Raw genomic sequence first — 19,428 nt, forward strand, 5'->3', positions numbered from 1 at the left:
GGGCACACAGTGCACCGGCAGCAGGCTCAGCCCCCACCCCCCGGCCGCGACCGCCGCCTCCACCGGACCCGCGTCCGGCGCCAGGGCGAGGCGCAGCACCCCCCACCACCACAGCGCGCCGAACCCCAGCGCCGCCCCCCAGCGCACTGTCCCCATGGCCGCCACCTCCAGGCCGCCCCGGCCACCCGGAGCCGTTCCACGCCCTCGGCCCGACGCTAGGCCGCCGCCCGCACCGCTCGGCAGGGCGCACCCCCGGCACAGGGGCGCACCGCACCCGCACGGACACCGCCCAGCGCCCGGGCCCGGCGCACTCCCCTCACACGGATACGGCACTCACCCCACACAGGGCGCACACCACCCGTGCGCGGGCACGTACGCCACCCAGGGCGCGCCCCGCCCGCCGAGGCGCTCCCGCGGGCTCCGCCCATCCCCGTCACCCGTGCTCCGCCTGGAACATCCAGTGATGCTTTTCGAGATCCGCCGTGATCCCGATGAAGATGTCCTGGCTCACCGGGTCGGGGTCGGCGGTGGAGTTCACCCGTTGCCGCATCCGCGTGATGACCGCGCCCAGCGCGTCCACGAGCGTTCCCACCGCGTCCGTGTCCTTGACCCAGCCGTCAGGGACCTTGCCGATGCCGCTGGTGGCCGCGACCGTGCCGGCCCGGCCGTCGGGCGAGACACCCAGAGTCGCGGCCCGTTCCGCCACCGTGTCGGAATGCGTCCGGGCAGTGGCCACGACCTCGTCGAGCTGAAGGTGTATGGAGCGGAAACGCGGCCCGACGATGTTCCAGTGGATCTGCTTCGCCACCAGGGAGAGGTCCACCAGGTCGACCAGGGCGCCCTGCAGCGCCTCGGACACGGTCTTGAGGTCGGCCTCGGGCAACGGGCTCTTCACGACGTACATGGGCAAGCTCCGAATCCCTCCGCCGCGAACCCTCGCGCGGAGAATCGTTCGTACGGCCCCGAGCCCCCCACTTACTCCAAGATGACCGCCCCGCCCACGACGGGCAAACGGGGAAACACGAAAGCCCCGGCCGACGCTCCTCCGGGTCTCCCCGGAAGAGCCCCGTCCGGGGCTTCCTCGCACTCACCTCACGACGGGCCTCGGCCCGCTTCGTGAGTCAGACACATCACACCGCGCCGAATGCTCACGCGGCGACGACGTCCACCGCCTCGGCGGGCGCCTTGATCGTGACCCGTTCCGGTGGCACACCGGTCACCGATACGGAGTTGAGCATGGGTCGACGCACTGGTGCCGGCACCGGCTCGGCGGCCGCTGCCGACTGGGCCAGCTCGGCGAGTGCGAGCTCGTCGCTCACTTCCCGCATGAGCTCGGACATCCGTACGTCCAGCGCGTCGCAAATGGCGGAGAGCAGCTCGGAGGAAGCCTCCTTCTGCCCCCGCTCCACCTCGGAGAGATAGCCGAGTGAGACTCGGGCGGACGAGGAGACTTCGCGCAGAGTACGGCCCTGGCGCTGGCGCTGCCGACGCAGCACGTCACCCAGCAGGCGACGGAGCAGAATCATCGGTGGCTCCCTCCTCGGACCGCGTAGCCGCATCCTTCACGCCCCACCGTACCGCCTTGCGCCGCGGCCGTGCGGGGAGCGCTGTCGTGTTCACTAAGGGCTGCAAACATCAAGTCCCCCCGTTCTGTTCCGTATCCTGTGCCCGCTCATTCCCGGTCTGTTCGCCCGCAAGCTCCTTCAGGAGCAGTGCGAGTACGCTCCGTACACTCTCCATACGGATTTCCGCCCGGTCGCCGTTCAACCGCAACGCAGACACTTTCCCGCCACCTGAACCGCCGGAATCCGCGCCGAACGGTCCGTCGACGGCAACGAAAACCGTGCCCACCGGCTGTCCGTCCTGGGGTTCGGGACCCGCGACACCGGTGGTCGCGATGCCCCAGTCCGCACCGAGGAACTTCCGCACTCCGGCCGCCATCTGGGCCGCGACCTGCGGATTTACCGCTCCGTGCGCCGCCAGCAGGGTGGCGTCGACGCCGAGCACCTCGTGCTTGAGCTCGGTGGCGTAGGCGGTCACCGAGCCGCGGAACGCATTCGAGGCTCCGGGCGTCGCTGTGATCTCGGCCGCCACCAGACCACCGGTCAGCGACTCGGCGACGGCGAGCGTCTCGCCCCTCACCATGAGTAGTCGCAGCACGTCGGCGGCCGTGGAACTCACCGATCCGCCTCCTCTGCCACCGTCTTCTGCGGGGCGACTCCGCGCTTGCGCAGCACAATGGCCTGTCTTACATAGTCGAGCCCGGTCACGACGGTCAGAACGACCGCCACGGCCATCACCCAGAACCGCAGCGTCGCCAGGGGGCCCGTCAGCGCCAGGACGTACATCCCGACGGCCGTGCCCTGCACGAGCGTCTTCATCTTGCCGCCACGGCTCGCGGGGATGACCCCGTACCGGATGACCAGGAAACGCATCAGGGTGATCCCGAGTTCCCGGCCGAGGATGACACCCGTCACCCACCACGGCAGATCGCCCAGGCCGGACAGGCAGATCAGCGCCGCTCCCATGATCGCCTTGTCGGCGATGGGGTCGGCGATCTTCCCGAAGTCGGTGACGAGGTTGTAAGTGCGCGCCAGGTGACCGTCGAAGACGTCGGTGATCATGGCGACGGCGAACGCCGCCCAGGCCCAGGCGCGCCACACCGGGTCGTACCCGCCGTCCATGAGCATCAGCGCGACGAAGCCGGGCACGAGGACCAGGCGGAGCATGGTAAGGAGGTTCGCGACGTTCCAGAGGCTGGCCTGGTTGACGGCGGCAGCGCCCAGCTTCCCGGCGCGCACCGGCTTGGCTCCGCTCTGGGCGCCCGAGGTGCCGGCGGAACCACCCGCCGCGGATGCCGGGACTCCCGTCATCTGACCCTCTCCTCAGGACAGGCGAGCGAGCCCTGCAGCGGCTCCGCCACCAGGTCGACGCCCTCCGTGCCGACCACCTTCGCCTCGACCATGAGGCCGACGCTCAGGCCCGCGCCGGTCGTGAACAGCACCTGGCCGTCCGTCTCGGGCGCCTGGTGCGCACCGCGGCCGTACGCGCCCTCCTCGCCGTCGACCGACTCGACCAGCACGTGCACCGTCTCGCCGACCCGGTCCTCGGCGCGCTGCGAGACGAGCTCCTCGGCCAGCCGGGACACGCGCGCGAGCCGCTCGGCGACCACGTCCTCGTCCAGCTTGTTCTCGTAGGTCGCGGCCTCGGTGCCCTCCTCGTCGGAGTAGCCGAAGACGCCGATCGCGTCCAGTCTCGCGCCGCTCAGGAACCGTTCCAGCTCCGCCAGGTCGTCCGCGGTCTCGCCGGGGAAGCCCACGATGAAGTTGGACCGCACACCGGCCTCCGGGGCCTTGGCGCGGATCGTGTCGAGCAGCTCCAGGAACTGGTCGGTGCTCCCGAAGCGCCGCATCGCGCGCAGCACACCGGGGGCGGAGTGCTGGAAGGACAGGTCGAAGTAGGGCACCACGTTCGGTGTGGACGTCAGCACGTCGATGAGCCCGGGCCGCATCTCGGCGGGCTGGAGGTAGCTGACGCGCACGCGCTCGATGCCGTCGACCGCGGCGAGCTCGGGCAGCAGGGTCTCCAGGAGACGGATGTCGCCCAGGTCCTTGCCGTACGAGGTGTTGTTCTCGGAGACCAGCATGATCTCCTTCACCCCCTGTTCGGCGAGCCACCGGGTCTCGCCGAGGACGTCGCTCGGCCGCCGCGAGATGAAGGATCCGCGGAACGAGGGGATGGCGCAGAAGGAGCAGCGCCGGTCGCAGCCGGAGGCAAGCTTCACCGAGGCGACGGGCGAGCCGTCGAGGCGGCGCCGCAGGGGCGCACGAGGCCCCGAGGCCGGAGCGAGACCCTCCGGGAGATCGACGGGCGCATGCCCGGGAAGCGCGACGTCGGCACCCGCGCTCTGCCGCTCGGCGGGGCTGACGGGCAGCAGCTTGCGCCGGTCGCGCGGGGTGTGCGAGGCGTGGATGCCGCCGGAGAGGATGGTCTGGAGGCGGTCGGAGATGTCCGCGTAGTCGTCGAAGCCGAGCACACCGTCGGCCTCGGGCAGGGCTTCCGCCAGCTCCTTGCCGTAGCGCTCGGCCATGCAGCCGACCGCCACGACGGCCTGCGTTCTGCCGTGGTCCTTGAGGTCGTTGGCCTCCAGGAGGGCGTCGACCGAGTCCTTCTTCGCGGCCTCGACGAAGCCACAGGTGTTCACCACGGCGACGTCGGCGTCCCCGGCGTCCTCGACGAGTTCCCAGCCGTCCGCCTCCAAGCGGCCTGCGAGCTCCTCCGAGTCCACCTCGTTACGGGCGCAGCCGAGTGTGACGAGTGCGACGGTACGGCGTTCAGGCATGGGCTCAAGACTACTTCGTCCCACTGACAGCCCACGTCGACGGGGTTGGCCGATCTTGGCCAACCCCGTGCCCGCACACCCCTGTGGCTCGTCCGTGCGAGCCGAAACCCCTCGCCTATCCGGCCTCGGGGTCGCCCTTCGTGTACGTCAGGCGTTCGACCGCGCCGGGCTGCCACTCGTCCTCGATCTTCTTGCCGTTCACATACAGCTGGATCGCGCCCGCGTCACCGAGGACGAGGTCGACCTTCTCCTTGTCCTGGAAGGTCTTGGAGTCGCCCTGCTCCAGGAGCCCGTCGAAGAGCAGCCGCCCATTGTGGTCCTTGGCCGAGATCCAGCTGCGTCCGTCGTCGGCACTGACCTGGACGGTCACCTTGTCCTGGGGCGCGGCCGCGATGGCACTGTCGGACGCGTCGGGCTTCGGGGCGCCGTCCGCCCTGTCATTCTTGGGCGTGGGCGAGGAATCGGGCTTGCTCGTGGTGGGCGTGGAGCCCTCGGCGACCGCCGTCGTGCCGTCGTCGTCACCGCCGCTGAACAGCGTGAAGCCGACGAAGCCGATCACCGCGACGATCGCGGCGACCATGGCGGCGGTCCAGTTCGGCCCGTGCCGGTCGGGACGGATGCGCTCCGCCTCGAACAGCGGTGCCGCCAGGCCGGGGGCGGGGCGCCCACCGTGGCCGGCTTCGAACTGTGCGAGCAGCGGCGCGGGGTCGAGGCGCACCGCGCGCGCGAGGGTGCGGATGTGCCCGCGCGCGTAGACGTCCCCGCCACAGGCGGCGAAGTCGTCCTGCTCGATCGCGTGCACGATGGCGATACGGACCCGGGTGGCGCTGCTGACGTCGTCGACGGTCAGCCCGGCATCGAGGCGCGCCTGCTGGAGGGCACGGCCGATCGAGGGGCGTTCCGCCTCACGTTCGTCGCGGTCTTCTTCGAACGGACGCTCGTCTTCGGGGGAGTTGCCGTCAGGGGAGTTGCCGATGGACACGGGGGCGCCTTTCGAGCGTGTAGCCACCTGTGCTAGGGGTTCAGTCTAGGGGGGGTACGAAAGGGTGGGGCAACCGGGCGGTCGGAGTTTGTACGCCATCAGAACGGCCGGACATCCTGAGGGTGAGGCAGACAGTTGTCGCCTCCCTCAACTTGACGTACGCCGACGGGAAACGGTTGCCCACCATACCCTTACGGGCGGGGCATGTTCGATTACTCCGTTTGCCATGCGCCGCCCGAGAAGAGCATTCCCGGCGACTGTTCTCCCTAGCCGTCGGCCTCTCCACGGATCACCGCGAGCACTCCGTCCAACTCGTCGGGCTTGACCAGGACGTCGCGCGCCTTCGAACCCTCGCTCGGGCCCACGATGTTGCGCGACTCCATGAGGTCCATCAACCGTCCGGCCTTGGCGAAGCCCACGCGCAGCTTGCGCTGGAGCATCGAGGTGGACCCGAACTGCGTGGAGACGACCAGCTCGGCCGCCTGGCACAGCAGGTCGAGGTCGTCGCCGATGTCCTCGTCGATCTCCTTCTTCTGCTTGGTGCCCACGACGACATCGTCCCGGAAGACGGGCGTCATCTGGTCCTTGCAGTGCTGGACGATCGCCGCGACCTCGTCCTCGGTCACGAAGGCGCCCTGCAATCGGGTCGGCTTGTTGGCCCCCATCGGCAGGAAGAGCCCGTCGCCCTTGCCGATCAGTTTCTCGGCGCCCGGCTGGTCGAGGATGACGCGCGAGTCGGCGAGCGAGGAGGTGGCGAAGGCGAGCCGTGAGGGCACGTTCGCCTTGATGAGGCCCGTGACGACGTCGACCGACGGCCGCTGCGTGGCGAGCACGAGGTGAATGCCGGCCGCACGCGCGAGCTGCGTGATGCGCACGATGGCGTCCTCGACGTCCCGGGGCGCCACCATCATCAGGTCGGCCAGCTCATCGACGATCACCAACAGATAGGGGTACGGCTGGAGTTCGCGCTCGCTGCCCTCCGGCGACTTCACCCTGCCGCTCCGCACGGCGGCGTTGAAGTCGTCGATGTGCCGGTAGCCGTACGCCGCGAGGTCGTCGTACCTGAGGTCCATCTCCCGTACGACCCACTGGAGCGCCTCGGCGGCCCGCTTGGGGTTGGTGATGATCGGCGTGATCAGGTGCGGGATGCCCTCGTAGGCGGTCAGTTCGACGCGCTTTGGGTCGACGAGGACCATGCGGACGTCCTCGGGGGTGGCGCGCACCATGACGGACGTGATCAGGCAGTTGATGCACGACGACTTACCGGAACCGGTCGCACCGGCGACGAGCACATGCGGCATCTTCGCCAGATTGGCCATCACATAGCCGCCCTCGACGTCCTTGCCGAGCGCGACCAGCATCGGGTGGTCGTCCTCGGCGGCGTCCGCGAGCCGCAGGACGTCCCCGAGGTTCACCATCTCGCGGTCGGTGTTGGGGATCTCGATACCCACCGCGGACTTGCCGGGGATCGGCGAGATGATCCGTACGTCGGGGCTGGCGACGGCGTACGCGATGTTCTTCGTCAGCGCCGTGATCCGCTCGACCTTCACCGCGGGACCGAGCTCGACCTCGTAGCGCGTGACCGTCGGCCCGCGCGTGAAGCCCGTGACACGGGCGTCGACCTTGAACTCGGTGAAAACGGTCGTCAGGGAGTCGACTATGGCGTCGTTGGCCGCGCTGCGGGCCTTTCCGGGGCCCCCGCGCGCGAGGAGGTCCAGCGAGGGCAGGGAGTAGGTGATGTCCCCGGCGAGCTGGAGCTGTTCGGCACGCGGCGGGAGATCGCGGGTGTCGGTGGGCGGTGCCTTGGTGAGGTCGGGGACCTCCGCGTTCAGCTTCTCCTGCCGGGGCGGCTTGACGGTCTGCTTGGCCGCCTTGGAGCGCGCGGCCGGTACGGGTGTCGTCTCCTCGTAGCCGTCGCGTTCGGCGGTGACACCCTGGGTGAGGCCGGCGACGAGCGGCGAGGGCGGCATGCCGTGCAGGACGGCGCCGTCGAGAGCGGCAGCGGCGGCAGCGGCGACGTCCACAGCGTCCCTGGGCCGGTCCGGATCTGTTTGCGGCGCGGCGGACTTCCGGGGACGCCCACGGCGCCGTGAGAGGGCCTCCTGCTCGGCGCTGTCCGGGTCGTAGGCCTCGGAGGCGGTCCTGCGCCCCCGGGAGCGCGGGGGCAGCGACTCGCGCCAGTGGTCGTCGTAGCGCTGGTCGTCCTCGGTGAGTTCCTCGTCGGTGTCGTCCTGGACGATGCCCAGCTTCCGGCCGAGCAGCCGCAGCCGCTGCGGGATGGCGTTGACCGGAGTCGCCGTGACGACGAGCAGACCGAAGATCGTCAGCAGCACTAGGAGCGGTACGGCGAGGATCTCACCCATGGTGTACGTCAGGGGCGTGGCCGCACCCCAGCCGATGAGCCCGCCGGCGTCCCTTATCGCCTGCATGCCGTCGCTGCGCGCTGGCGCCCCGCACGCGAGGTGGACCTGACCGAGCACGCCGATGAGGAGCGCGGACAGGCCGATGACGATGCGACCGTTGGCCTCCGGCTTCTCGGGGTGCCGGATGAACCGGACGGCGATGACCGCGAGCAGAATCGGCACCAGCAGGTCGAGCCGCCCGAAGGTGCCGGTGACGAGCATCTCGACGAGGTCGCCGACCGGACCCTGCAGGTTGGACCAGGTGCCGGCGGCGACGATCAGAGCCAGGGCGAGCAGCAGCAGCGCGATGCCGTCCTTCCGGTGCGCCGGGTCGAGACTCCGCGCGCCCTGCCCTACGCCTCGGAACACGGCGCCGACCGCGTGCGCGGCACCGAGCCAGACGGCGCGCACAAGCCGGTACACGCCTCCGGTCGGGTTGGGAGCCGGCTTCGGAGGGGCCGCCTTCTTCGCCGGGGCCTTCTTGGCAGGCGCTTTCTTCGCCGCGGTTTTCTTCGCAGGGGCCTTCTTCGCCGCAGCCTTCGGCGGAGCGGCCGTCTTCTTCGCGGGCTTCTTGGCTGCGGACTGACGTGAGGCCATGAGTGTGAGGTTACCGGTGGAGACCACAGTGGACACGTGTGGTTTCTGCTTCACCCATTCGTGTCGTCCGTGAAGAGGCAGCAAACTGACGTGACCCGCAGCAACCCTGACGGGCACTCACCGGGACCCTGACGCTTGCAGCAGCCCGTCCGGCGTTTGAGGACGAGGCCGTTCAGGCCGGAGCGGGGGTCTGATGGCCTGCCCCAGGGGTGGGACCGGTAGGGGTGGCTGGGCGAGATCCTCAGGCCCCAGCCACAACACCCGGCCCCCGCAAGGCGCCACCGCACCCGGCAGAGCCCCGCTCAGTTCTGCGACGGCAGCGAAGCCGCCCCGCTCCCGGTCCCCGGCTCCAACGCGTCCAGCGCCCTGCGCAGACCCGTCAGTTTCCGTTCGAGATGCGCGGCGGTGGCCACCGCCGCCGCGTCCGCCGACTCGTCGTCAAGTTGCTTGGACAGCGCCTCGGCCTGCTCCTCGACCGCCGCGAGCCGCGCCGACAGCTCCGCGAGGAGTCCGACCGGCTCTTTGCTGTCGCCGACCGCGGACTTGCCACCGCCCTCCAACTGGAGTCGCAGCAGGGCGGCCTGCTCCCGGAGCTGGCAGTTCTTCATGTACAGCTCGACGAACACCGAGACCTTCGCCCGCAGCACCCACGGGTCGAACGGCTTGGAGATGTAGTCCACCGCGCCCGCCGCGTAACCACGGAAGGTGTGGTGCGGGCCGTGGTTGATGGCGGTGAGGAAGATGATCGGGATGTCCCGTGTCCGTTCTCGCCGCTTGATGTGCGCTGCGGTTTCGAATCCATCCATACCCGGCATCTGGACGTCCAGCAGAATGACCGCGAAGTCGTCCGTCAGCAGCGCTTTGAGCGCTTCCTCCCCGGACGATGCCCGCACCAGCGTCTGATCGAGCGCAGAGAGAATGGCCTCCAGCGCCAACAGATTCTCCGGCCGGTCATCGACCAGGAGGATCTTGGCCTTCTGCACCATGGCCCGCCCTCCTCGCCCCGGCGTGGGGCCTCCCCTGTCCTCAGGACTTGGGACGACACCGCCGGGCGCCGTCCCAGGGGACGACTCCCTTGCGCCGCCCGTCCTTGTGCCGGTCATGGTAGCCGCACCCCGCCCGTCGCCACACCCTGTCACCGTGATGTCACTGTGCACGTAGCAGAAACGTAGCGGGAGACCAGAAGGTTCCCCCAATCCCGCCCCTCTACACGGCTGCGGCCACGGTCAGTTATGCGATTTCCTGCACGCCTCGGCGGCAACTCGCTGCCGCCGGCACGCCAGTTGCCGGATCGCACCCAGAGTGTTCGGACACTCATTCGGCGCGCATCCACTGGTCCATGACCGTGAGCAGGTGATCCGGGTCGACGGGCTTCGTGACGTAGTCCGAGGCACCCGACTCGATGGCCTTCTCCCGGTCGCCCTTCATCGCCTTGGCGGTCAGCGCGATGATCGGCAGCCCGGCGAACTGCGGCATCCGGCGGATCGCCGTCGTCGTCGCGTATCCGTCCATCTCGGGCATCATGATGTCCATCAGAACGACCGCCACATCGTCGTGCTGCTCCAGGACCTCGATGCCCTCGCGGCCGTTCTCCGCGTACAGCACCGACAGGCCGTGCTGCTCCAGGACGCTGGTCAGCGCGAACACGTTGCGGATGTCGTCGTCGACGATCAGCACCTTCTCGCTGGCGAACCGGATGCCCTTCTTCGGGTGAGCCGCGGCCGGCTGGCCCCCCGCCGACCACTGCTCCTGCCCCGAGGTCCCGGAGGCCGCCGTCGGCTGAGGACGGTGCTCGACCGTCGGCAGCGCCCTGCGGCGCCGCCTGAAGAGCGCCGCGGGCCCGTTCTGGGTCGCGTGGTACGACCTCACCTCGGCCGGGGTCTCGATGTCCGGCGGGGACAGCTCCTCCACCGCGGACGCCAGCAGCTCGCCGGGCTCGATCATCGCGGCCGCGGGCTGCGTGTATCCCTGCGGCGGCAGTTCACTCGGGTGCAGCGGCAAATACAGGGTGAACGTGGAGCCGCGTCCGGGCTCGCTCTGCGCGTAGATCTCGCCGCCCAGCAGACGCGCGATCTCCCGCGAGATGGACAGCCCCAGGCCCGTGCCGCCGTACTTGCGGCTGGTGGTCCCGTCGGCCTGTTTGAAGGCGTCGAAGATCACCCGCATCTTGCTGGCCGCGATGCCGATGCCGGTGTCGGTCACGGAGAACGCGATCAGGTCGGCGTCCGCATCCCGCAGCGAGCCGGCCTCCAGCAACTGCTCCCGAATGGCCACCGGGACGTCCGCGCTCGCCGGCCGGATGACCAGTTCGACCGCACCCGTGTCGGTGAACTTGACCGCGTTGGACAGCAGGTTGCGCAGCACCTGCAGGAGCCGCTGTTCGTCGGTGTGCAGCGTGGCGGGCAGCTCCGGGGACACCCGTACGGAGAAGTCGATGCCCTTCTCCGCGGTGAGCGGCCGGAAGGTGGCCTCCACGTAGTCGACGAGCTGGACGAGCGCGATGCGCGTCGGGGAGACGTCCATCTTGCCCGCCTCGACCTTGGACAGGTCGAGGATGTCGTTGATCAGCTGCAGCAGGTCGGAGCCCGCCCCGTGGATCGTCTCGGCGAACTCGACCTGCTTCGGCGTGAGGTTCGAATCCGCGTTGTCGGCGAGCAGCTTGGCGAGGATCAGCAGCGAGTTGAGCGGGGTGCGCAGCTCGTGCGACATGTTCGCCAGGAACTCGCTCTTGTACCGCATGGACACGGCGAGCTGCTCGGCGCGCTCCTCGAGGACCTGCCGCGCCTCCTCGATCTCGGTGTTCTTGACCTCGATGTCGCGGTTCTGCCGGGCCAGCAGCGCGGCCTTGTCCTCCAGCTCGGCGTTGGACGCCTGGAGGGCCTTCTGCCGCTGCTCCAGCTCCTCCGAGCGCAGCCGGAGCTGCTCGGTCAGCTCCTGCGACTGCTTCAGCAGCACCTCGGTCTTGGTGTTGACCGAGATCGTGTTGACGCTCGTCGCGATCATCTCGGCGATCTGGTTCAGGAAGTCCTTCTGGATCTGCGTGAACGGCGTGAACGAGGCCAGCTCGATGACGCCGAGCACGGTCCCCTCGAAGAGCACCGGAAGCACGATGACCTGCGCCGGGGGTGCCTCGCCGAGACCGGAGGAGATCCTCAGATAGCCGCTCGGCGCGTTCTCCACGAGGATCGTGCGTTTCTCCATGGCGGCCGTCCCGATCAGCGCCTCACCGGGCCGGAACGACGTCGGCATGGAGCCCATGGAGTAGCCGTACGACCCGAGCATGCGCAGCTCGTACGCGTCGTCGTTGCCGGTACCGAGGTCCTTCAGGTCCTTGCCGTCGACGAGCGGCATGGCGAGGAAGAACGCGCCGTGCTGCGCGGAGACGACGGGGGTGAGCTCGCTCATGATCAGCGAGGCCACGTCCGCCAGATCGCGGCGGCCCTGCATCAGGGCGGAGATACGGGCGAGGTTGCCCTTCAGCCAGTCCTGCTCCTTGTTGGCGATCGTGGTGTCACGCAGGTTGGCGATCATCTTGTTGATGTAGTCCTGAAGCTCCTGGATCTCGCCCGAGGCATCCACATCGATCTTCAGGTTGAGGTCGCCGCGGGTGACCGCGGTGGCCACGCGCGCGATGGCGCGCACCTGCCGGGTCAGGTTCCCGGCCATCTCGTTCACCGACTCGGTGAGGTCGCGCCAGGTGCCGTCGACGTCCCGCACGCGCGCCTGGCCGCCCAGTGCGCCTTCCGTGCCCACCTCGCGGGCGACCCGGGTGACCTCCTCGGCGAAGGACGAGAGCTGGTCGACCATCGTGTTGATCGTGGTCTTGAGCTCCAGGATCTCGCCACGCGCGTCGATGTCGATCTTCTTGGTCAGATCACCCTTGGCGATTGCCGTCGTGACCATGGCGATGTTGCGCACCTGACCGGTCAGGTTGGACGCCATGCCGTTCACGGACTCGGTGAGGTCCTTCCAGGTACCGGCGACTCCCGGCACGTGCGCCTGACCGCCGAGGATGCCGTCCGTACCCACCTCACGGGCCACCCGGGTCACCTGTTCGGCGAAGGAGCTCAGGGTCGTCACCATCGTGTTGACGGTGTCGGCGAGCTGGGCGACCTCACCACTCGCCTCGACAGTGACCTTCTTGGTGAGGTCACCGTTGGCGACCGCCGTCGTCACCTGGGCGATCTGCCGCACCTGACTGGTGAGGTTGGCCGCCATCACGTTGACGTTGTCGCTCAGGTCCTTCCAGATACCCGTGACCCCGAGCACCCGGGCCTGGCCGCCCAGCTGGCCCTCCGTGCCCACCTCGCGGGCCACACGGGTCACCTGCTCGGCGAAGTTCGAGAGCTGGTCCACCATCGTGTTGACGGTCGTGACGAGTTCGAGGATCTCGCCCTTCGCGTCGACCGTGATCTTCTTCGACAGGTCACCGTTGGCCACCGCCGTCGTGACCTCGGCGATGTTGCGCACCTGCATGGTCAGGTTGTTGGCCATGCCGTTCACGGACTGGGTGAGGTCCTTCCAGGTGCCGGAGACGCCCTGGACCTCGGCCTGCCCGCCGAGGATGCCCTCGGTACCCACCTCGCGGGACACACGCGTGACCTGCTCGGCGAAGTTCGAGAGCTGGTCCACCATCGTGTTGAGGGTGTTCTTCAGCTCCAGGATCTCGCCACGCGCGTCCACGTCGATCTTCTGCGACAGATCACCCCGCGCCACCGCGGTCGCGACCTGCGCGATGTTGCGCACCTGCGAGGTGAGGTTGCCCGCCATGCCGTTCACGGAGTCGGTGAGGTCCCGCCACACACCGGCGACACCGGGGACCTGCGCCTGGCCGCCCAGCCGGCCCTCCGTACCCACCTCACGGGCCACCCGGGTCACCTGGTCGGCGAACGCGGAGAGCTGGTCCACCATCGTGTTGAGGGTGTTCTTCAGCTCCAGGATCTCGCCACGCGCGTCCACGTCGATCTTCTGCGACAGATCACCCCGCGCCACCGCGGTCGTCACCTGGGCGATCTGCCGCACCTGGGAGGTGAGGTTGCCGGCCATGAAGTTGACGGAGTCGGTGAGCTCCTTCCACGTGCCGGAGACGCCGTCCACGCGAGCCTGACCGCCGAGGCGGCCCTCGGTGCCCACGTCACGGGCCACCCGCGTGACCTCCGCACCGAACGCCGACAGTTGGTCGACCATCGTGTTCACGGTGTTCTTCAGCTGGAGCATCTCGCCGGACACGTCGACGGTGACCTTCTGCGAGAGGTCGCCGTTCGCCACCGCCGTCGTCACCTGGGCGATGTTCCTCACCTGTCCGGTGAGGTTACGGAACGCCGTGTTGACGGAGTCCGTCAGGTCCTTCCACGTACCGGCCGCACCGGGCACCTGGGCCTGGCCACCCAGTTCACCCTCGACGCCGATCTCACGGGCCACCCGGGTGACCTCGGCACCGAACGCCGACAGCTGGTCGACCATCGTGTTGACGGTGTTCTTCAGCTCCAGCATCTCACCGGCCACATCGACGGTGACCTTCTGGGACAGGTCGCCGCTCGCCACGGCGGTCGTCACGGCGGCGATGTCGCGCACCTGAGTGGTGAGGTTGCGGAACACCGTGTTGACGGAGTCCGTCAGGTCCTTCCAGGTGCCCGCCGCACCCGGCACGTTCGCCTGACCGCCGAGTTGGCCCTCGCCACCGACCTCGTTGGCGACACGTGTGACCTCGTCCGCGAAGGTCCGCAGGGTCTCCGTCATCTGGTTGATGGTCTCGGCGAGCTGCGCGACCTCGCCGCGTGCGCTCACCGTCACCTTCTGCGACAGGTCGCCGTTGGCGACGGCGGTGGTCACCTGTGCGATTCCGCGCACCTGGGCCGTCAGATTGCCGGCCATAAGATTCACCGAATCGGTGAGGTCCTTCCACACTCCCGACACACCGGGCACCTTCGCCTGGCCGCCGAGCTCACCCTCGGTACCCACCTCGCGCGCGACCCGCGTCACCTCGGAGGAGAAGGAGGCAAGCTGATCCACCATCGTGTTGACGGTGTTCTTGAGCTCCAGCATCTCGCCGGCCACATGAACCGTGACCTTCCGTGACAGGTCACCCTTGGCCACGGCCGTCGTCACCAACGCGATGTCACGCACCTGCGCGGTCAACCGGTACGCCATCGTGTTGACGGAGTCCGTGAGGTCCTTCCACGAACCGGACATACCACGCACGCGCGCCTGGCCGCCCAGCTTGCCCTCGGTACCGACCTCGCTGGCCACACGGGTGACCTCGTCGGTGAACGTCGACAGCTGGTCCACCAGGTTGTTGACCGTGCGCCCCACCTTGAGGAACTCTCCCCGGAGGGGATGCCCGTTCCCGTCGGCGCCCTGGGCGCGCAGTTCCATACGCTGCGACAGATCGCCGTCGGCCACCGCGGACAGCACCCGGCCGACCTCGGAAACGGGCCGTACGAGGTCGTCGACCAGCGCGTTCGAGTTGTCGATCGCGGTCGCCCACGAACCCTCGCAGGCGCCCGTCTCCAGCCGCTCGGTGAGCTTGCCCTCGCGCCCCACCACGCGCCGTACGCGCGACAACTCACCCGTCAGGTGCAGGTTCCGGTCCGCCACCTCGTTGAAGACGGCCGCGATCTCCGACAGCACGCCGTCACCGGTGACCGTCAGCCGTTTGCGGAAGTTGCCGTCACGCATCGCTTCCAGCGCCGCCAGCAGCTTGTTCAGATCCGCGGTGTCCACCGTTGTGGTGCCGTTGCGCGATGGTCGCTGCTTGCTCAGGGACTGTCCGCCTTTCGCGCGCGTCTTAGTGCCCCGCGTCGCTGCGCCAGACTCCACTGTGTCCCTCCCGCAGGGGTCGACCTTTACTGCACTGCGTACTCGGCTACCACTCGGCGCACCGGTTAACACCGCCTGCCCGATATACCAGGGTCGGCTGGGTGCTGCTGCCCCGACTGCACGGAAGGCACCCCACCTGCCCGGACCCTCCTTGGAAGCTTGCCCAGTGTTTCACCATCACTGAACCAGGCCATAACAGTTCGGCAGCTTCGCACACGGTCCGCACACCCTCCGGGCGTAAACACAGCGAACCGGCATCCGCATGGACGGCGAAGGTAAGTAACCTTGCATGCGGCTGTCCAGCCGCGCCGGCATGTCCGGCCTGGACGGTGGCACGAAGACGACCGGGCAGGCATCGGAGGGGCGGCCGCACCATGACCACCGGACTGCATCCCGGGGGCTCACCCCAGGATCCTCGGCCGACGGAGAACCAGCCTCTGCAGCGGCAGGAGCGGGACGGCCACGGACCCTCGCACGCCTCCCCGCACGTCCTCCCGCACGTCGAGAACCGGACAAGGAGTTCTGTGATCACCGCGCGCGCGGCCGCCAGTTTCGAGCCCGTCGGGCGATCGGTCGCGACCGCCCGGTCCTTCGTCCGTGACACCCTCCAGGGCTGGGGTTTCGCCGACATCGTCGACGACGCCGTGGTCCTCACCAGCGAGTTGGTCACCAACGCGGTGGTACATGCGGGCACATCGGCCGATGTCCTCTGCCTGCGCAGCGACGACGGCGTACGCATCGAGGTGGCCGACAGATACCCCGAGCGCGAGATCCCCCTCCAGACCACGTCCGTCAACATGGGCAGCCCGGACCGCGAGGGCGGCCGCGGACTCCAGTTGTGCGCGGCGCTCGCGGGGCGCTGGGGCGTCGACTACACGCCCACGCACAAGCAGGTGTGGTTCCACCTCGATCTGCCCGAACGTGCGGTGGGCACGCGCACGGCCGGCCCCTCCCTCCCCGCCGACCTCCTCCCGCTCGCCGACGGCCGGGTCCGCGTGGCCGTGGTCCAGATCGACCGCACGGGCTCGATCGGTGCCTGGAACGAGGACGCCGAAGAACTGTTCGGGTACATGGCGGAGCAGGTCACCGGCAAGCCCCTCACCGACCTCGCGGCCTGGCCGCACACCCCGGGCACCAGCACCGGCATCGCCGAAGCCCTCCAACTGTCCCGCTGGGAGGGCAGTTACGGCATCCGCGACGCCAACGGCCGCGTAACTCCGGTGTACGCCTCACATCTCCGCGTCCGCGACACCCAGGGCGAGCCGTCGACCGTCTGCCTTCTCGTACGGGACCACGAACGCGCCGTCCTCCAGACTCCGGTGCGCGTACCGGCCTCAGACACGGCCGTGGCCTCCGACGGCCAACCGACGGACCCCTTCGAGGTCTTCATCGGTTCCCCGGCCCCCGACGACCTGGACGGCCTCCTCCAGCGCACGGTCGAACGCGCCCGCGACATGCTCGACGGCGACTCCGCCTTCCTGCTCCTCGCGACCGACGACGAAACGGAGTTGGAGGTACGCGCCTCCACGGGCCTCCCCTCCGCCCGCCAGCGCTTCGCCCGCGTCCCGGTCGAGGCGGGCCCCGGACGCTACGGCTCGGCCCGCATGCCGGCGGTCCACGACGACCTCACGGCGGTCCCCGGCGCCGTACCGCTGCTCAGCGGCACGGGCATGCGCTCGGTCGTCACGGTCCCGCTCAAGGTCGAAGGCCGCCTCACCGGCTCCCTCGGCGTGGCGGCCGAGGCACCGGGGCGCTACTCCAACGAGGAGGCACTGCGCCTCCAGTTCGCCGCCGACCGCATCGCCCTCGCCGTCGAGTCGGCCCGCCTGGGCGAGCTGGAGCGCCTGCGCCGCGGCTCGCTCAGCTTCCTCGTCGAGGCCTCGGACCTCCTCGCGGGCACCCTGGACCGCGACCAGACCCTCGCGCTCATGGCCCAGATGACGATCCCGACCCTCGCCACCTGGTGCGCGGTCTACACGATCGCCGACCAGGCCTCGGAACCCTACCTCTCGTACGTGCTCCACGAGGACGAGGAGCGCATCGACGGCATCAAGGCCCTGCTGTCCAAGGTTCCCCCGCCCGACCCGATCCCCACCCCGGGCGCGCGCGTCTGGTCGGCGCCCGCCGACGCGGCCCACCAGGCCGCACTGCGCACGTCCATGCGCAGCCTGGGCCTGGGTGAGCCCGCGACGGTGAGCTCGGGCATCGGCACCACGCTCGCGACGGCCGCGGCGGTGGGCGGCGAGACCGTGGTCCTTCCGCTGGTGGCCCGCAACCGCGTGATCGGCATGCTGACACTGGGCAAGCCGACGGACGAACACTTCCGCCAGGAGATCCTGGAACTGGCCGAGGACCTGTCGCGCCGGGCGGCACTGGCACTGGACAACGCCCGCCTGTACTCGGAGCGCACGGCCATCAGCCAGTCCCTCCAGCGCAGCCTCCTGCCGCCCGAACTGCCGGAAGTCGAGGGCGTCGAGGTCGAGGTCATCTACCGGGCGGCCGGCGAGGGCAACGAGGTCGGTGGCGACTTCTACGACCTGTTCCCCATCCGCGACGGGGCGTACGGCTTCGCCATCGGCGACGTCTGCGGTACGGGCCCGGAGGCGGCCGCGGTCACGGGCCTCGCCCGGCACGCCCTGCGCCTGCTGGCCCGCGAGGGCTTCGGCGGCCCCGCGGTCCTGGAGCGCCTGAACTCCGCCATCATCGACGAGGGCGCCCGCAGCCGCTTCCTGACGCTCCTGTACGGCGAGTTGTGGCCCCAGGAGGACGGCAGCGCCATCCTGAAGGTGGTCTGCGCCGGCCATCCGCTCCCGCTCCGCCTGCGCCAGGACGGCTCGGTCGAGCCGGCCGCCGAACCCCAGCCCCTGCTGGGCGTCATGGAGGACCTGGAGCTGTACGAGCAGACGGTCACCCTCGATCCCGGCGACGTCCTCCTGTGCGTGACGGACGGCGTCACCGAACGCCGCGAGGGCACCCGCATGCTGGGCGACGACGGCCTCACGGACGTCCTGACCACCTGCACGGGCCTGACGGCGGGCGCGGTCGCGGCCCGCATCATGCGCGCGGTCGAACGCTTCGCCTCCGACGCCCCGTCCGACGACATGGCGATCCTCGCGATGCGCGTGCCGGGCCTCCACAACGACTGACACCGGCGCACAGAAAAGGCCTCGCCCTAGTGGGCGAGGCCTTTTGTCAGAGCCCCCAAACGGAATCGAACCGTTGACCTTCTCCTTACCATGGAGACGCTCTACCGACTGAGCTATAGGGGCCTCTTGCCTTTTCGAGGTTTCCCTCGCGGCAACGGAATAGATCATACCCCGAAATGATGAGTGCTCCACACCCATAGCCCTCTGGGCCGTCCCACGACCGGTGGGCGAGGGAGCGGACTCACGGGAAGGCGGGTTGCAGCAGTCCGCCCAGCGCGTTGCAGGCGGAGACGACACGATGCACCTGGCGCTTGGTCAGCGAGCCGTCCACAGGCAGCGCCAGCGTCTCGTCCGAGGCCAGCTCGGTCTCCGGAAGGCAGACGTCCCGCCGGAACCCTGGCATGCGGTGCACGGGCGTCTTCACCGGCACCCGGCACTCAACCCCCCGGGCGCGCAAGGCGCGCGCGAAGGCATCGCGGTCCGGCCGGCCGTTGCCGAGCACCCTCACGACGTACTGCTGGTAGGTGTGCTCACCGCCACCGTCCGGGGTACGCACCCCACGCAGCCGACCGCTGAGATGGGCGGCATGCGCCCTGCGCTGCGCGACCTCGTCGTACGGCCTCTCGGTCTCACCCTGCTCCAGCACCAACAGCCCGTGCCGTTGCCCGACTTCACGCAGCTGCGCGATGTCCGCAGTCCTGCCGAAGCGGTGCACGACGATCACGGCCGCGGTGCGCTCGCTGACGGCAGCGTCGACGGCGGTGGCGTCCAGGCAGTACGTCCCCGGATCTATGTCGGCGAACACCGGCACCGCACCGGCCAGTTGCACGGCGTCGGCGACCTCCACGTTCCCGAACGCCGGCACGATGACCTCGTCACCTGCGCCGATGCCTGCGGCTCTGAGCATTGCGGCTGCACCCATGCTGCGGATGCTGGTGGTGCAACGTGAACACAAAGTGACGCGAAACAAAAAAGAGCTGGTCCCCGAACCGAAGTTCGGGGACCAGCTCTCTCAATATTTGTTCGGCGGTGTCCTACTCTCCCACAGGGTCCCCCCTGCAGTACCATCGGCGCTGTAAGGCTTAGCTTCCGGGTTCGGAATGTAACCGGGCGTTTCCCTCACGCTATGACCACCGAAAC

11 protein-coding genes, 1 tRNA gene and 1 rRNA gene are annotated in these 19,428 nt (G+C 69.3%); 1 reads left to right on the forward strand and 12 read right to left on the reverse strand.

From position 1 onward, the window contains the following. Positions 1-433: 433 nt before the first annotated feature. The 9 genes from FPZ41_RS33490 to FPZ41_RS33530 form a co-directional block, all read right to left on the reverse strand. The gene (locus FPZ41_RS33490; RefSeq protein ID WP_131568296.1) at positions 434-904 is read right to left on the reverse strand and encodes a Dps family protein; all 471 of its coding nucleotides are present in this window, start codon (positions 902-904) and stop codon (positions 434-436) included. Positions 905-1,148: 244 nt separating this feature from the next. After that, positions 1,149-1,526, reverse strand: a complete 378-nt coding sequence (locus FPZ41_RS33495; protein ID WP_131568294.1) for a helix-turn-helix domain-containing protein — start codon at positions 1,524-1,526, stop codon at positions 1,149-1,151. A 109-nt stretch (positions 1,527-1,635) separates the two neighbouring features. Beyond that, the gene (locus tag FPZ41_RS33500) at positions 1,636-2,181 is read right to left on the reverse strand and encodes a CinA family protein (RefSeq protein ID WP_322621051.1); all 546 of its coding nucleotides are present in this window, start codon (positions 2,179-2,181) and stop codon (positions 1,636-1,638) included. Further along, a complete protein-coding gene (gene pgsA, locus FPZ41_RS33505; RefSeq protein ID WP_152867362.1) occupies positions 2,178-2,873 on the reverse strand; it encodes a CDP-diacylglycerol--glycerol-3-phosphate 3-phosphatidyltransferase in 696 nt (231 codons plus the stop codon). The genes FPZ41_RS33500 and pgsA overlap by 4 nt, the downstream gene beginning before the upstream one ends. Continuing rightward, on the reverse strand, positions 2,870-4,342 hold the full coding sequence (gene rimO, locus FPZ41_RS33510) for a 30S ribosomal protein S12 methylthiotransferase RimO (protein WP_152867363.1): 1,473 nt from the start codon (positions 4,340-4,342) through the stop codon (positions 2,870-2,872). The genes pgsA and rimO overlap by 4 nt, the downstream gene beginning before the upstream one ends. 115 nt (positions 4,343-4,457) lie before the next feature. After that, entirely contained in the window at positions 4,458-5,324 is an 867-nt protein-coding gene (locus tag FPZ41_RS33515) for a helix-turn-helix domain-containing protein (RefSeq protein WP_322621052.1), read from the reverse strand. A 266-nt stretch (positions 5,325-5,590) separates the two neighbouring features. After that, positions 5,591-8,323, reverse strand: a complete 2,733-nt coding sequence (locus FPZ41_RS33520; RefSeq protein ID WP_152867364.1) for an FtsK/SpoIIIE family DNA translocase — start codon at positions 8,321-8,323, stop codon at positions 5,591-5,593. A gap of 302 nt (positions 8,324-8,625) precedes the next feature. Next, complete coding sequence (locus FPZ41_RS33525; protein ID WP_131568281.1) at positions 8,626-9,309, reverse strand: response regulator; 684 nt, start codon at positions 9,307-9,309, stop codon at positions 8,626-8,628. Positions 9,310-9,637: 328 nt separating this feature from the next. Beyond that, positions 9,638-15,142 carry a HAMP domain-containing protein gene (locus FPZ41_RS33530; protein ID WP_322621053.1) on the reverse strand — a complete coding sequence of 1,835 codons (5,505 nt, stop codon included), beginning with the start codon at positions 15,140-15,142 and terminating at the stop codon, positions 9,638-9,640. A gap of 374 nt (positions 15,143-15,516) precedes the next feature. Here FPZ41_RS33530 and FPZ41_RS33535 point away from each other — a divergent pair, with 374 nt between their 5' ends. Continuing rightward, positions 15,517-18,288 (forward strand): SpoIIE family protein phosphatase, encoded by a 2,772-nt coding sequence (locus FPZ41_RS33535; RefSeq protein WP_152867365.1) that lies wholly within the window; start codon positions 15,517-15,519, stop codon positions 18,286-18,288. Positions 18,289-18,338: 50 nt separating this feature from the next. Here the strand turns inward: FPZ41_RS33535 and FPZ41_RS33540 are convergent. From FPZ41_RS33540 to rrf, 3 genes are all read right to left on the reverse strand, one after another. After that, positions 18,339-18,411: transfer RNA gene (locus FPZ41_RS33540), tRNA-Thr, on the reverse strand. Positions 18,412-18,529: 118 nt separating this feature from the next. Continuing rightward, complete coding sequence (locus tag FPZ41_RS33545; protein ID WP_152867368.1) at positions 18,530-19,195, reverse strand: DegT/DnrJ/EryC1/StrS family aminotransferase; 666 nt, start codon at positions 19,193-19,195, stop codon at positions 18,530-18,532. Positions 19,196-19,309: 114 nt separating this feature from the next. Then, positions 19,310-19,426, reverse strand: a 5S ribosomal RNA gene (rrf, locus tag FPZ41_RS33550). Positions 19,427-19,428: the final 2 nt, after the last annotated feature.

It is taken from the genome of Streptomyces acidicola (assembly GCF_009377235.1).
In the GTDB taxonomy this organism is placed as follows: Bacteria; Actinomycetota; Actinomycetes; order Streptomycetales; family Streptomycetaceae; genus Streptomyces; species Streptomyces acidicola.